This window comes from Actinomadura sp. SCN-SB (assembly GCF_043906805.1).
In the GTDB taxonomy this organism is placed as follows: Bacteria; Actinomycetota; Actinomycetes; order Streptosporangiales; family Streptosporangiaceae; genus Spirillospora.
In genome coordinates this window covers 39,192-53,348 of the sequence record NZ_JBIMPP010000056.1, presented here as the reverse complement: position 1 = coordinate 53,348, position 14,157 = coordinate 39,192, and the positions used below count along the sequence as shown (strand labels likewise).

Genomic DNA, 14,157 nt, shown 5'->3' with positions numbered 1-14,157 from the left:
GCTGACCGCCGCCCGGAGCGGAGTGGACCGCCGACGCCGCCGTGGCGCGGGGGGTGGGCATGTGGCGGTAGCCTGACGCGTTAGGACTCACCGGGGGCACAGCAGGCAGCGGCGATCGGGGGCGGCGGCCGCATGCCCCGCCGCCCGCCTCGTCATGCCGCGAAGAAAGGGAACATCCGTGCCGCTCGTCATCGCCATGGACGGCCCGTCAGGGTCGGGGAAGTCCAGCGTGTCCAAGGGCGTCGCCAGGGCGCTGGGCCTGCGCTACCTCGACACCGGCGCGATGTACCGCGCGATGACCTGGTGGATGCTGCGCCAGGGCGTCCCGGTGGAGGACGCCGAGGCGGTCGCGGCCCGTGCCGGGGAGCCGGTGATCGAGGTCGGCACCGACCCCGATCACCCGACCATCACCGTGGACGGGACGGACGTGTCCAAGCCGATCCGCACCCGCGAGGTCACCAACGCGGTCAGCGCGGTCAGCCGGGTGCCCGAGGTGCGGGAACGGCTGGTGGCGCTGCAACGCCGGATCATCGGCGACGGGCGGATCGTGGTCGAGGGCCGCGACATCGGCACGGTCGTCGCGCCCGACGCGCCGGTCAAGGTGTTCCTGACCGCCAGCGAGGAGATCCGCGCCGAGCGCCGTGCCAAGGAGCTGGCCGCCGAGCCGGGCGCCACCCTTGAGGTGACGCAGGCCGAGCAGGCCCGCCGCGACCGGCTGGACTCCACCCGTACCGCGTCCCCCCTGCTCAAGGCGGCGGACGCGGAGGAGATCGACTCCTCCGCGATGAGCCTTGAGGAGGTCATCGCGGCGGTCGTCCGCCTGGCCGAGTCCGCGACCGAGACCACAGCAGCGACCACGACCAGAGCCGAAGAGCGAACACAGTGACCGAATACGAGATCGAGACGGTCCCCGGGGACCTGGACGGCGCCGTGCCCGAGGAGCCGCCGGCGCCGGTGGTGGCGGTGGTGGGGCGGCCCAACGTCGGCAAGTCGACGCTGGTCAACCGGATCATCGGGCGCCGCGAGGCGGTCGTGGAGGACGTGCCCGGCGTGACCCGCGACCGGGTCGCCTACGACGCGACCTGGAACGGGCGCCGCTTCACCGTCGTCGACACCGGCGGCTGGCTGCCGGAGTCGTCCGGGCTGGCCGCCGCGATCGCCGAGCAGGCCCGGATGGCGGTCGACCTGGCCGACGTGGTGCTGTTCGTCGTGGACGCGACGGTCGGCGCCACCGACGTGGACGAGGCCGTGGTGGAGATCCTGCGCCGCTCGGGCAAGCCGGTGGTGCTGGCCGCCAACAAGGTCGACGACCAGGCCGGGGAGGCCGACGCCGCGCTGCTGTGGGGCCTGGGCATCGGCGAGCCGTGGCCGGTCAGCGCCCTGCACGGGCGGGGCAGCGGCGACCTGCTCGACGCGGTGCTCGACGCGCTGCCGCGGGAGGCTCCGCCGGAGACGTTCGAGGAGGCCGGTGGGCCGCGCCGGGTGGCGCTGCTGGGCCGTCCCAACGTCGGCAAGTCGAGCCTGCTCAACCAGCTGGCAGGGGAGAACAGGGCGGTCGTGGACGCGGTCGCCGGCACCACCCGCGACCCGGTGGACGAGCTGATCGAGCTGGGCGGGAAGACCTGGCGGTTCATCGACACGGCGGGGATCAGGCGGCGGTACCGCGAGAACCAGGGCGCCGACTTCTACGCGACGCTGCGGACCCGGTCGGCGCTGGAGCGCGCCGAGGTGGCGGTGGTGCTGGTGGACACCAGTGAGCCGCTGGCCGAGCAGGACCTGCGCATCGTGTCCATGGTGATCGACTCGGGCCGGGCGCTGGTCATGGCGTACAACAAGTGGGACCTGCTGGACGAGGAGCGCCGCCACTACCTGGAACGCGAGATCGACCGGCAGTTGCACCACGCGCGCTGGGCCCCGCGGGTGAACATCTCGGCCCGCACGGGGCGGCACATGGAGAAGCTGGTCCCGGCGATCGAGACGGCGCTGGAGGGCTGGGGCACCCGGGTGCCGACGTCCAAGCTCAACCAGTTCTTCACCGACCTGGTGAACTCGCATCCGCATCCGATCCGCGGCGGCAAGCAGCCCAGGATCCTGTTCGCCACGCAGGCGGGGGTGCGGCCGCCCCGGTTCGTGCTGTTCACGACGGGGTTCCTGGAGGAGGGCTACCGGCGGTTCATCGAGCGGCGGCTGCGCGAGGAGTTCGGCTTCCCCGGCACCCCGCTGGACATCACCATGAAGATCAGGGAGAAGCGCGGCAAGCGCAAGTAGCACCACCCTGCCGCCCCCTCGGCGCGCGGACCGAAACGCGATAACCTACCGCTTACTTGGTGATCGACGATCGAGGGGTCCGGCGTGAAGCTGTTGCTCTTGCTGGCGGTCGCGGTGGGGTGTGTGGCGCTCAGCTTCGCCTGGAAGCAGCCGTGGATCGGCGGCGTCGGGCTGCTGGTGGCCTTCGTCGCGATGTTCACCGACCGCGACGACATCCCGCTGGACGACGAGAAGCGCAGCTACGAGACCACTCACAGCGTCCGCAAGATGCGCAGCAGGCACCGCTGACGCGGCCTCACGAGGCGGGCCGGAGTTCAGGCGCGCGGCTGGTCACGGTGCTCTCCCGCCACATGCCGGTCGGCGGGGTCGGGCAGGCCGCCCTGGTACGGGGGAGGGTCGCCCGGACCGGCCGTGGCCTCGCGCGAGTACCGTCCGAACGACGGCGCGGGAATGGGCTGGGTGGTGCCGCTCACGGGGGTCGCCGGGCGGTAGCCCGCGCCCAGTCCGCCGTCACCGTAGTCGTAGCCGGCGTCGTCGTCCAGCTCGGCGACGTCCCGGACACCGACCACGGCGAAGCGGCCCAGCGCCAGCGCGGCCAGGAACACCACGACCACCCCGAGCCCGGCGAATCCGGACAGTTGCTCGGCGAGCCGCCGCCCCTCACCGGTGCCCAGCGGCGCCCCGGGGCCCGGCACGTTCCACAGCGTCGCGACCTGCGTCCCGATCACGAACCAGGCGCCGCCCAGCGCGGCCAGCCCGGCGCCGATCATCGCGAGCGCGCGGTTGGCCGCGAGCAGGGTGACCAGGCCGCCGAGCGCGGTGGCCGCGGCGGGGGCCACGCTCAGCTGGAGCCGGTCGGTGTCGTAGACCCAGGTCTCGTCGGGGGCGAAGCCGAAGTCGACGTACGGGCCGGCGAAGGGCAGCAGGCCGCCCCACAGGCCCAGCAGCACGAGCAGGATTCCGCTGACGGCGCCCCGGCTGCGCGGTACTCGCATGGTCCCAGTCATGGCCTTCTCCTCTTGACCGGGCGATCTCGTCCTGTTGTGAAGCCCTTTACCCCTGGGGCATCCGTCCAAGCACGGCCCGCGTCTGACGGTGAGTCCTGTCGCCGCCGTGGCGGCTCTCTCTCCGGGAGGTACGTCCGATGGACCCCGAAGTGATCACCGTCTCCGCGCTGGAGGAGCCGCCGGACGGCTGGGACGCCGCGATCTTCCTTGCGGGGCCGACGCCGCGCTCGCCGCGGGTCGCCTCCTGGCGTCCCGAAGCCCTGGACGAGCTGCGCGAACGCTGGCGGCACGAGGGTCGCCTGGTGGTGTTCGTCCCCGAGCACCGGAACGGCGCGTACGACGACCACGCCGCCCAGATCGAGTGGGAGGAACGCTGCCTGCACCTGGCCGACGAGGTGCTGTTCTACGTGCCGCGCGAGCTGCGGACCATGCCCGCCTTCACCACCAACGTCGAATGGGGCATGTGGCACGACAGCGGGCGCGTGGTGTTCGGCGCCCCGCCCGACGCGCCCAAGAACCGCTACCTGCTGCACTACGCCGCCAAGCACGGCGTGCCCACGGCCACCGACCTCCCCGGCACCGTGGCCGCGGCGCTGGACCGGATCGGCGCGGGGGCGTCCCGTAGCGGCGGCGAGAGGGAGGTGCCGCTGCTGCTGTGGCGTACCGACACGTTCCAGCGGTGGTACGGGGCGCAGCGCGAGGCGGGCAACACCCTGCTCGGCGCCCGCGTCGTCTGGCGCTTCGGCCTGCACTGGGGACTGCACGTGAGGATGCGGGTGGCGGCGGAGGACCGGGTCAAGGACAACGAGATGGTGATCGCCCGTCCGGGCATCTGCGTCGTCGTCCCCTACCGGCCGGGACCGAGCCCGGACGAGACCATGGTGGTGCTGGTGCGCGAGTACCGCAGCCCCGCCGCGACGCCCGACGGCTACGTCCACGAGCCCCCCGGCGGGTACAGCCCGCTCGCCGCCACCGACCCGCGGCGGGCCGCCCTGGCCGAGCTGGCCGAGGAGACCGGCCTCACGCTCCCGCCCGGACGGCTGCGCGACCACGGGACGCGCCAGGTCAACCCGACGCTGTCGGCGCACACCGCGCACGTCTTCGGCGCCGAGATCACCGAGGAGGAACTGGACCGGCTGCGCTCGGCGCCCGGCCCGTACGGCGTCGCCGGGGACGGGGAGCGCACCTTCGTGGAGATCGCCACGCTCGCGGAGATCCGGCGGGGCCGGCTCGTGGACTGGAGCGCCCTCGGCATGATCACCGATGTGGTGCTGGAGGGTCTCCGTTCGCGCGATTGCGAGGACTAGCCTCCGATCGCCCTCGTATTTTCGGGCGATTCGAGGGCTTCCCTTCGTAGATGCGATCGTTAGACTGCGTCCGTGGCGATGCTCCGGATCAGTGCGGCGGGCGGGGGCCGGGACGTGAGGGCCCGCTCCACGTGGTGACCGCCCGGGAACGGCCGCCTCGACGCCCGCCGTGGATCCTGCTGGTGCCCGCGATGGCGGGCCTGGCACTGCTCGTCCTGCCGCTGGCCGGGCTGCTGTTCCGCGCGCCGTGGTCGACGCTGGGGACGCGGCTGGGTGAGCCGCGGGTGCTGGAGGCGCTGCGGCTGTCGCTGGTCAGCGCCACGATCGCCACGGTCGTCTGCCTGGTCCTCGGGGTGCCGCTGGCATGGCTGCTGGCGCGCGTGCCGTTCCCCGGGGCCCGGCTGGTGCGGGCGCTGGTCACCGTCCCGCTGGTGCTGCCGCCCGTGGTGGGCGGCGTGGCGCTGCTGCTGGTGCTGGGACGGCGCGGACTGGTCGGCCGGTGGCTGGACGCCGCGTTCGGCGTCACGCTCCCGTTCACGACCGCCGGTGTGGTGCTGGCGGAGACGTTCGTGGCGATGCCGTTCCTGGTGATCAGCGTGGAGGGCGCGCTGCGCGCCGTCGACGCGCGGTACGAGGAGGCGGCGGCCACCCTCGGCGCCACCCGCTGGACCACCTTCCGCCGCGTCACGCTGCCGATGGTCGCCCCCGGAGTCGCGGCGGGCGCGATCCTGTGCTGGGCGCGGGCGCTGGGGGAGTTCGGCGCGACGATCACGTTCGCGGGCAACTTCCCCGGGCGCACCCAGACCATGCCGCTCGCGGTCTACCTCGCCCTGGAGACCGACCCGCAGGCCGCGATCGTCCTCAGCCTGGTGCTGCTGGCGGTGTCGGTGCTGGTCCTGGCGGCGCTGCGCGATCGTTGGGTGGACACCCGATGAAGGGGAGCGGGCTGGAGGCGCGGCTGGTCGTGCGGCGCGGGGCGTTCGAGCTCGGCATCGAGCTGGCGGTCGCGCCCGGCGAGGTGGCGGCGCTGCTCGGGCCCAACGGGGCGGGCAAGACCACCGCGCTGCGCGCCCTGGCCGGGCTCACGCCGATCGCGGACGGGCATGTCCAGGTGGACGGCGAAGAGATCCAGCGGCTGCCGCCCGAGCGGCGGGGGATCGGCATGGTCTTCCAGGACTACCTGCTGTTCCCGCACCTCAGCGCCCTGGAGAACGTGGCCTTCGGCCTGCGCAGCCAGGGGATGCCCCGGCGCGAGGCGCGGCGCGAGGCCGCCGCATGGCTGGAACGGGTCGGGCTCGCCGAGCACGCCTCCGCCCGTCCCAGGGCGCTGTCGGGCGGGCAGGCGCAGCGCGTGGCGCTGGCCCGCGCCCTGGCCCCACGGCCGGGACTGCTGCTGCTGGACGAGCCGCTGTCGGCGCTGGACGCGCACACCCGGCTGGAGATCCGGGCCGCGCTGCGCCGCCATCTGGCCGGGTTCGAGGGCGCCGCCGTCCTGGTCACCCACGACCCGCTGGACGCGATGGTGCTGGCCGACCGGCTGGTGGTGTTGGAAGGCGGGAGGGTCGTGCAGGAGGGGGAGCCCGCCGAGGTGGCGCGGCGGCCCAGGACCGGGTACGTGGCGCGGCTGGTCGGCCTGAACCTCTACCGTGGTCACGCGTCCGGGGGGATGGTCACGCTGGCCGACGGCGGTGCCCGCCTGGACACCATTGACCGTGTGGAAGGTGATGTTTTCCTCACCTTCGCTCCCTCGGCGGTGGCGCTGCACCGCGCCAGGCCCGGGGGCAGCCCCCGTAACCTGTGGCCCGCCACGGTCGCCGCGATCGAACGGCACGGGGACCGGGTGCGGGTCCGGCTGGACGGCCCGCCGCTGCCCGCTGCGGCCGACGTCACGCCCGGTGCCGTCGCCGAACTGCAATTGACCGAAGGCAGCCGGGTATGGGCCGCGGTGAAGGCCACCGAAACCCATGTTTACCCCGCCTGAACTCCGCCAGGCGAAACTCCCGCCGCCCCGCCGGTGACGATGTACTGGTGATATCAGTCACAAAAACCCATGGCAACCCCCTAAAGCGGCGCCGATTGGTCCAGACCAAATGGAAAACACGTGCGCTTTTGTTCATGATGCAAAGATCCTGCGAACAGCTGAAGGAGTTGCCCGTGTCCAAACAGGTCAGCGCGTCGTCGACAGCGGCCACCGACCAGCCCCCCACCAGTCACGCCGGACTGGTCGAGTGGGTCCGCGGGATCGCCGAGCTCACCAAGCCCGACCGCGTCGAATGGTGCGACGGCTCGGAAACGGAATGGGAGCGGCTCACCTCGCTCCTGGTGGAGCAGGGCACGTTCAAACGGCTTAACCCGGAGAAACGGCCCAACAGCTTCTACGCCGCCTCCGATCCCAGCGATGTCGCCCGAGTAGAGGACCGCACGTTCATCTGCTCGGAAAATGAGGCCGACGCGGGCCCCACGAACAACTGGATCGCGCCCGCCGAGATGCGCGCCACCTTCGGCGAGCTCTTCGACGGCTGCATGCGCGGCCGCACCATGTACGTCGTCCCGTTCTGCATGGGCCCGCTGGGCGGCACCATCTCCCAGCTCGGCGTCGAGATCACCGACTCGGCCTATGTCGCGGTCTCGATGCGGATCATGACCAGGATGGGCACCGACGCCCTGCGGCTCATCGAGGAGCGCGGCTCGTTCGTCAAGTGCGTCCACTCCGTGGGCGCGCCCCTGGAGCCCGGCCAGAAGGACGTGCCCTGGCCGTGCAACTCCACCAAGTACATCTCGCACTTCCCCGAGACCCGGGAGATCTGGTCCTACGGGTCCGGGTACGGCGGCAACGCGCTGCTGGGCAAGAAGTGCTACGCGCTGCGCATCGCCTCGACCATGGCCCGTGACGAGGGCTGGATGGCCGAGCACATGCTCATCCTCAAGCTGACCCCGCCGCAGGGCGAGACCCGGTACGTCGCGGCCGCGTTCCCGTCCGCCTGCGGCAAGACCAACCTGGCCATGCTCCAGCCGACCATCCCGGGCTGGAAGGTCGAGACGATCGGCGACGACATCGCCTGGATGCGGTTCGGCGAGGACGGCCGGCTGTACGCGATCAACCCCGAGGCCGGGTTCTTCGGCGTCGCGCCGGGCACCGGCGCCGCCACCAACGCCAACGCGGTGAAGACGCTGTGGGGCAACAGCATCTTCACCAACGTCGCCCTGACCGACGACGGCGACGTGTGGTGGGAGGGCCTCACCGAGGAGCCGCCCGCGCACCTGACCGACTGGAAGGGCAACGACTGGACGCCGGAGTCCGACACCCCGGCCGCCCACCCCAACGCCCGCTTCACCACCCCCGCCGGCCAGTGCCCGATCATCGCGCCCGAGTGGGAGGACCCCAAGGGCGTGCCGATCTCGGCGATCCTGTTCGGCGGCCGCCGCGCCACCGCCGTCCCGCTGGTCACCGAGTCCTTCGACTGGCAGCAGGGGGTGTTCCTGGGCGCCAACGTCGCCTCGGAGAAGACCGCCGCCGCCGAGGGCACGGTCGGCGAGCTGCGCCGCGACCCGTTCGCGATGCTGCCGTTCTGCGGCTACAACATGGGCGACTACTTCGGTCACTGGCTGAAGATCGGCCGGTCCACCGAGGCCGAGAAGCTGCCCCGGATCTACTACGTCAACTGGTTCCGCAAGAACGCCGACGGGAAGTTCATCTGGCCCGGCTTCGGCGAGAACAGCCGCGTGCTCAAGTGGATCGTGGAGCGGCTGAACGGCAAGGCCGACGCCGCCAAGACGCCCATCGGGCACGTGCCGACCAGGGAGGCCCTCGACACCGAGGGGCTGGAGATCGATCCCGCCGACCTCGACACCCTGCTGTCGGTGGACACCGAGGTCTGGAAGCAGGAGGCCGCGCTGGTCCCCGAGTTCTTCGAGAAGTTCGGCGACCACCTGCCCAAGGAGCTGTGGGACGAGTACAACGCCCTGGTGAACCGCCTGGGCTGACGACGTGCGGGGGCGGGCGGACCGGCCCGTCCCCGCGCCGGTCGCCGGCGGACGGCGGCGGGCCGGCGGGCCCGGCGGAAACCTCAATTATTGTTGGGGTATGACGCGACTGGAGTACAGGGTCCATGAACTGACCGTCGGGCAGCTCGCCCAGCGCAGCGGGGTGGCCGTGTCCGCGCTGCACTTCTACGAGGCCAAGGGCCTGATCAGCAGCCGCAGGACGGCGGGCAACCAGCGGCGGTTCAGCCGCGACACGCTGCGCCGGGTGTCGTTCATCAAGATCTCGCAGCGGGTCGGCATCCCGCTGAAGGAGATCAAGGAGGCTCTCGCCACCCTCCCGGAGGAGCGCACCCCCACGGTGGAGGACTGGGTGCGCCTCTCCAAGGGCTGGCGTGCCCATCTGGACCAGCGCATCCGGCAACTGGAACGCCTCCGCGACGACCTCACCGACTGCATCGGCTGCGGCTGCCTGTCCCTGAAGACCTGCGCCCTGGCCAACCCGTACGACCGCCTGGGCGACGAGGGCCCCGGGCCGCGGCGCCTCATGGTGGAGCCCGCCCGCGACACTGCGGCGGGCACTGCTGCGGACACGGACGCGAAGGCCGCGCCCGACCGCGGCCCCCGCGTCCCGGACGGCGAGGCCCAGCCGTGCGCCGGCGAGGCCCCGGCCGGGTGCTAGGGAGTGCCGTCGGCGGTGACGGAGGCGTTGTCGCGCAGGTGCGGGTCGGTACGGCGCGGGAGCGGCTCGCGGCCTTGCGGCTGGGCCGGGCGGGGAAGCGGCGGGATGGGCTCGATGGGCAGCTTGGCGGGCTCGTCGGCGCCCAGGCTGAACTCCTCGCCGTGGTGACGAAGCCTCAGCCCGGGGCCTTCGAGCAGTTCGTAGACGGCGTGGTCGTGGCGGACGGTGACGCGGAGGCGGCTGCCCCGGTAGCGCATGCGGAAGGACAGGCGGCTGATGCCTCCGGGGAGGCGGGGAGCGAAGGACAGGCAGCCGTTGGAGGCGCGCATCCCGCCGAAACCGGCGACCAGGCCGCTCCACGCCCCGGCCATCGAGGCGATGTGGAGGCCGTCCTTGGTGTTGCGGGCCAGGTCGTGCAGGTCCATCAGGGCGGTCTCGCCCAGGTAGTCGTGGGCGAGGTCGAGATGGCCGCACTCGGCGGCCATCACGGCCTGGCTCTGGGCTGAGAGGGACGAGTCGCGCACGGTCACGGCCTCGTAGTACTCGAAGTTGCGGCGCTTCTGCTCGTCCGTGAACGCCTCCCCGCACAGGTGCATCGCCAGCACCAGGTCGGCCTGCTTGACGACCTGTTTGCGGTACAGGTCGAAGTAGGGGAAGTTCAGCAGAAGCGGGTAGTGCTCGGGTTTGGTCGCGGCGAAGTCCCACTTGGCGTGGTTGGTGAAGCCTTCGCTCTGCGGGTGCACGCCGAGCCGTTCGTCGTACGGGACGAGCATGGCCGCGGCCGCGTTGCGCCAGGAGGCGGCCTCGTCGGTGGTCACTCCCAGACGTTCGGCCAGGTCCGGATGCCGCATCGCCATCGCCGCGGCCTCCTGGAGGTTCCGGCGCGCCATGAGGTTGGTGTAGACGTTGTTGTCGGCGACCGCGTTGTACTCGTCCGGGCCGGTCACGCCGTCGATGCGGAACACGCCCTCCACGTCGTGGTGGCCCAGGTCGCGCCACAGCCGGGCGGTCTCCACCAGCAGCGGCAGCCCCACCTCGCGCTCGAAGCGCTCGTCCTGGGTGGCGTCGACGTACCGGACGACGGCGTCGGCGATGTCGGCGTTGATATGGAACGCGGCCGTGCCCGCGGGCCAGTACCCCGACGACTCCTGCCCGCGGATCGTCCGCCACGGGAAGGCGGCGCCGGCCAGCCCGAGCTGGCGGGCGCGTTCGGTCGCCAGCGGCAGCGTCATGTGCCGCCAGGCCAGCGCGTCGGCCGCCGAGCCAGGATGGGTGTAGATCAGCACCGGCAGGACGAAGGTCTCGGTGTCCCAGAACGTGTGCCCGTCGTACCCGGGACCGGTCAGGCCCTTGGCGGGGATCATCCGCCGTTCGGCGCGGGCCCCGGCCTGGAGGATGTGGAACAGCCCGAACCGCGTCGCCTGCTGGATCTCCGCGTCGCCGTCGATCTCGATGTCCGCGCCCCGCCAGAAGTCGCGCAGGTAGTCGCGCTGCTGCTTGAGCAGCCCCGCCCAGCCGGTGTGCCGGGCCGCGGCCAGCGCCGCCACCACCTGGTCGTGCAGCGCGGGGCGGGACCGCTGCGACGACCACCCGTAGGCGAGGTACTTCACGATCCGCAGCCGCTGGCCCGGTTCGAGCTCGGTCGCCACGGTCACCCGGCCCACGTCGGGGGAGCTCTCGGCGTCCACCGCCATCCGCCCCGGGCCCTCGATGTCGTGCGACATGCCCGCGGCCATCCGCAGCCCGCTCTTGCGGGTGGCGTGCACCAGGATGACCTTGGTGCCGTTGTGCACGTGCTCCTCGCTGACCAGCGGCGCCTCCAGAGCGGCCGCCACCCGCGGGTCGTCGCCCAGGTCGGGCAGCGACTCGTTGGCCACCAGCTCCGACTGCGCCACCACCCGGAGCGACTGGTCGACCGGCTCGACGTCGTAGCAGATCGCCGCGATCGCCCGCTGGGTCAGCGACACCAGCCGGGTGGAGGTGATCTTGACCCGGCATCCGGCGGGCGAGGTCCACTCCACCGTCCGGGTCAGCGTGCCGGCCCGCAGGTCCAGTACCCGCTCGTGCGCGTGCAGCCGCCCGTACCGGACGTCGAACGGCTCGTCGTCGACCAGCAGCCGGATCAGCTTGCCGTTGGTCACGTTGATCACGGTCTGGCCGGACTCCGGGTAGCCGTAGCCGGCCTCCGCGTACGGCAGCGGGCGCTGCTCGAAGAACGAGTTGAGGTAGCTTCCGGGCAGCCCGTGCGGCTCGCCTTCGTCGAGGTTGCCGCGCAGCCCCAGGTGCCCGTTGGACAGGGCGAACACCGACTCGCTCTGCGCCAGGCGGTCGAGCCGCAGCTCCGGCTCGCGCACGCACCACGGCTCCACCGCGTACACGGGCCGGTCGGTCGCGCTCCGAGGGTCCCGCTCCGTCACCTATTACCCCCCAGCAGCTCGGAGAGGTCGTCCACCACCACGTCCGCGCCCCGTTCGGCCAGTGCCGCCGCGTGATCGGCGTTGACCCGGTTGACCCCCACCACGTACAGGAACCCGCCGGCCCGGCCGGCCTCGACGCCCGCGAGGGCGTCCTCGAAGACGACCGCGTGCTGGGGCCCCACGCCGAGCTCCCGCGCCCCCTCGAGGAACGTGTCGGGCGCCGGTTTGCCCGGCAGGTTCCGCTCGGCCGCGACCACCCCGTCCACCCGGGCGTCGAAGAGGTCGGTGATACCGACGACGCGCAGGACTTGGACGGTGTTCCTGCTGGACGACACCACCGCCGTCTTCAGCCCCGCCTCCCGCGCCCGCCGCACGTAGTCGATGGATCCCTCGAAGGTCTCCACGCCCTTGTCTTCGATCAGCTTGAGGACCAGCGCGTTCTTCCGGCTGCCCAGTCCCCGGATCGTCTCGGCCTCCGGCGGGTCGCCCGGATCGCCCTCGGGCAGGGTGATGCCGCGCGACTCCAGGAACGAGCGCGTCCCGTCCTCCCGCCGCTTGCCGTCCACGTACCGGCCGTAGTCCTTGACCGGGTCGAACGGGATGAACGTGCCGCCCGTGCGCTCGGCCCTCGCGCGCAGGAACCCGTCGAACATCTCCTTCCACGCGGCCGCGTGCACGGCCGCGGTACGGGTCAGCACCCCGTCGAGGTCGAACAGGCAGGCCCGTGCCTCCTCCGGAAGTCCCAGCATCGCTCCCCTTCTCGACGGCGTCCCGGCGCCGGACGTGTGATCTCCACGATCGGGTCCGTTCCCGGCCGGAACAAGGCCATGCCCGCGCGAGTTGCCGGAAACGTGGGCACGGGCGCGGCTCCCGGACGGTGCGCGGCCCCGGAGGGCAGGGTGCCACGCAAAGGGCGGCTTCGGGGGCCGGTTCCGCGAACGTGATCGCGTTCCGGGGCGTACAACACGGGTAGGGCGACGACGAGGAGGAGAGGGACTATGGGGAACGCCGGCAGGGGCAGCGCGCGCATCGGGGTGACCGGGCTGGCGGTGATGGGGCGCAACCTGGCACGCAACCTCGCCAGGCACGGCCATCCCGTGGCCGTCCACAACAGGACGCCGGCCCGCACCAAGGCGCTGATCGGGGAGTTCGGGGACGAGGGGACGTTCGTCCCGGCCGAGACGCCGGAGGAGTTCGTCGCGTCGCTGGAGCGGCCGCGGCGGCTGGTGATCATGGTGAAGGCGGGCGCGCCCACCGACGCGGTGATCGACGAGTTCGCGCCGCTGCTGGAGCCCGGTGACATGATCGTGGACGGCGGCAACGCCCACTTCGCCGACACCCGCAGGCGCGAGGAGGCGCTGCGGGAGCGGGGGCTGCACTTCGTCGGCACCGGTATCTCCGGCGGCGAGGAGGGCGCCCTGCACGGCCCCAGCATCATGCCGGGCGGGTCCGAGGAGTCCTACGCCGCGCTCGCCCCGATGCTGGAGGACATCGCGGCCAAGGTGGACGGGACGCCGTGCTGCGTCCACGTCGGTCCCGACGGCGCCGGCCACTTCGTGAAGATGGTGCACAACGGCATCGAGTACGCCGACATGCAGCTGATCGCCGAGTCCTATGACCTGCTGCGGCACGCGGCCGGCCTGTCCCCGGCCGAGATCGCCGAGGTCTTCCGCACCTGGAACACCGGCCGGCTGGAGTCGTATCTGATCGAAATCACCGCCGAGGTCCTGGCGCACTCCGACGCCGCCACCGGGCGCCCGTTCGTGGACGTCGTCCTGGACCAGGCCGAGCAGAAGGGCACCGGCCGCTGGACCGTCCAGTCCGCCCTCGACCTGGGCGTCCCGGTCGGCGGGATCGCCGAGGCCGTGTTCGCCCGGTCGGTGTCGGGCCACGCCGCGCTGCGCGAGGCCGCCCAGGGGCTGCCGGGGCCCGAGCGGTCCACGGCGGCGGGCTCGGAGTTCGCGGACGCGGTCGAACGGGCCCTGTACGCCTCCAAGATCGTCGCCTATGCGCAGGGCTTCCACCAGATCCAGGCCGGCAGCGCCGAGTACGGCTGGGACATCGACCCGGGCGCGATGGCCACCATCTGGCGCGGCGGCTGCATCATCCGCGCCCGCTTCCTGGACCGCATCCGCGCCGCGTACGAGGCCGACCCGCACACCCCGACGCTCCTCACCGACGACCACTTCGCCGAGGCCCTCGGCGAGGCCCAGGACGCCTGGCGCGAGGTCGTCGCCACCTCCGCCCGCCTCGGCATCCCCGTGCCCGGTTTCTCCACCGCCCTGGCCTACTACGACTCGCTCCGGACGCAGCGCCTGCCCGCGTCCCTCACCCAGGGCCAGCGGGACTTCTTCGGCGCCCACACCTACCGCCGCACCGACCGGGACGGCTCGTACCACACCCTGTGGGGTGGTGACCGGACCGAGGTCGAGGCTTAGGCCCCTGGAGCGGGGCGCTCCACGGCGCGGGCAGTCCCCGGCGGAGGGCAGGATGGA

At 72.4% G+C, this 14,157-nt stretch carries 11 protein-coding genes and 1 pseudogene; 9 read left to right on the top strand and 3 right to left on the bottom strand.

The window, feature by feature from the left end; all coding sequences use genetic code 11:
- The first annotated feature begins 178 nt into the window (after positions 1-178).
- The 3 genes from cmk (at position 179) to ACGWYJ_RS29005 (ending at position 2,556) form a co-directional block, all read left to right on the top strand.
- Positions 179-886, top strand: a complete 708-nt coding sequence (cmk, locus tag ACGWYJ_RS29015) for a (d)CMP kinase (protein WP_395109601.1) — start codon at positions 179-181, stop codon at positions 884-886.
- Positions 883-2,268, top strand: coding sequence for a ribosome biogenesis GTPase Der (gene der, locus ACGWYJ_RS29010; protein ID WP_395109600.1), 1,386 nt, complete (start codon positions 883-885; stop codon positions 2,266-2,268). Before cmk ends, der begins: the two co-directional genes overlap by 4 nt.
- A gap of 84 nt (positions 2,269-2,352) precedes the next feature.
- A complete protein-coding gene (locus tag ACGWYJ_RS29005; protein ID WP_395109599.1) occupies positions 2,353-2,556 on the top strand; it encodes a hypothetical protein in 204 nt (67 codons plus the stop codon).
- 26 nt (positions 2,557-2,582) lie between these two features.
- Here the strand turns inward: ACGWYJ_RS29005 and ACGWYJ_RS29000 are convergent, their stop codons facing one another.
- The gene (locus ACGWYJ_RS29000) at positions 2,583-3,275 is read right to left on the bottom strand and encodes a hypothetical protein (protein WP_395109597.1); all 693 of its coding nucleotides are present in this window, start codon (positions 3,273-3,275) and stop codon (positions 2,583-2,585) included.
- Positions 3,276-3,412: 137 nt separating this feature from the next.
- Between ACGWYJ_RS29000 and ACGWYJ_RS28995 the strand changes: the two genes are divergently transcribed.
- The 5 genes and pseudogenes from ACGWYJ_RS28995 to soxR form a co-directional block, all read left to right on the top strand.
- On the top strand, positions 3,413-4,582 hold the full coding sequence (locus ACGWYJ_RS28995) for a nucleoside 2-deoxyribosyltransferase domain-containing protein (protein WP_395109595.1): 1,170 nt from the start codon (positions 3,413-3,415) through the stop codon (positions 4,580-4,582).
- A 191-nt stretch (positions 4,583-4,773) separates the two neighbouring features.
- Complete coding sequence (locus tag ACGWYJ_RS28990; RefSeq protein WP_395109604.1) at positions 4,774-5,517, top strand: ABC transporter permease; 744 nt, start codon at positions 4,774-4,776, stop codon at positions 5,515-5,517.
- Entirely contained in the window at positions 5,514-6,563 is a 1,050-nt protein-coding gene (locus ACGWYJ_RS28985; protein ID WP_395109594.1) for an ABC transporter ATP-binding protein, read from the top strand. The genes ACGWYJ_RS28990 and ACGWYJ_RS28985 overlap by 4 nt, the downstream gene beginning before the upstream one ends.
- A 173-nt stretch (positions 6,564-6,736) precedes the next feature.
- The gene (locus tag ACGWYJ_RS28980; RefSeq protein ID WP_395109592.1) at positions 6,737-8,566 is read left to right on the top strand and encodes a phosphoenolpyruvate carboxykinase (GTP); all 1,830 of its coding nucleotides are present in this window, start codon (positions 6,737-6,739) and stop codon (positions 8,564-8,566) included.
- 100 nt (positions 8,567-8,666) lie between these two features.
- Positions 8,667-9,134 (top strand): annotated as a pseudogene (gene soxR / locus ACGWYJ_RS28975) (redox-sensitive transcriptional activator SoxR); the annotation flags it as partial.
- Between the two features lie 107 nt (positions 9,135-9,241).
- Here soxR and ACGWYJ_RS28970 read toward each other — a convergent pair.
- Complete coding sequence (locus ACGWYJ_RS28970; protein ID WP_395109591.1) at positions 9,242-11,662, bottom strand: glycoside hydrolase family 65 protein; 2,421 nt, start codon at positions 11,660-11,662, stop codon at positions 9,242-9,244.
- Positions 11,659-12,411, bottom strand: a complete 753-nt coding sequence (locus ACGWYJ_RS28965; RefSeq protein WP_395109589.1) for an HAD family hydrolase — start codon at positions 12,409-12,411, stop codon at positions 11,659-11,661. The genes ACGWYJ_RS28970 and ACGWYJ_RS28965 overlap by 4 nt, the downstream gene beginning before the upstream one ends.
- 249 nt (positions 12,412-12,660) lie before the next feature.
- Between ACGWYJ_RS28965 and gndA the strand changes: the two genes are divergently transcribed.
- Positions 12,661-14,100, top strand: coding sequence for an NADP-dependent phosphogluconate dehydrogenase (gene gndA / locus ACGWYJ_RS28960; RefSeq protein WP_395109588.1), 1,440 nt, complete (start codon positions 12,661-12,663; stop codon positions 14,098-14,100).
- The last annotated feature ends 57 nt before the right edge of the window (positions 14,101-14,157 follow it).

Excerpts from the sequence above, each read along its gene's own strand:
- ACGWYJ_RS29000 (WP_395109597.1), bottom strand. The coding sequence starts at position 3,275 with ATGACTGGGACCATGCGAGTACCGCGCAGCCGGGGCGCCGTCAGCGGA.
- ACGWYJ_RS28985 (WP_395109594.1), top strand. The coding sequence starts at position 5,514 with ATGAAGGGGAGCGGGCTGGAGGCGCGGCTGGTCGTGCGGCGCGGGGCG.
- ACGWYJ_RS28965 (WP_395109589.1), bottom strand. The coding sequence starts at position 12,411 with ATGCTGGGACTTCCGGAGGAGGCACGGGCCTGCCTGTTCGACCTCGAC.
- ACGWYJ_RS28995 (WP_395109595.1), top strand. The coding sequence starts at position 3,413 with ATGGACCCCGAAGTGATCACCGTCTCCGCGCTGGAGGAGCCGCCGGAC.
- ACGWYJ_RS28990 (WP_395109604.1), top strand. The coding sequence starts at position 4,774 with ATGGCGGGCCTGGCACTGCTCGTCCTGCCGCTGGCCGGGCTGCTGTTC.
- gndA (WP_395109588.1), top strand. The coding sequence starts at position 12,661 with ATGGGGAACGCCGGCAGGGGCAGCGCGCGCATCGGGGTGACCGGGCTG.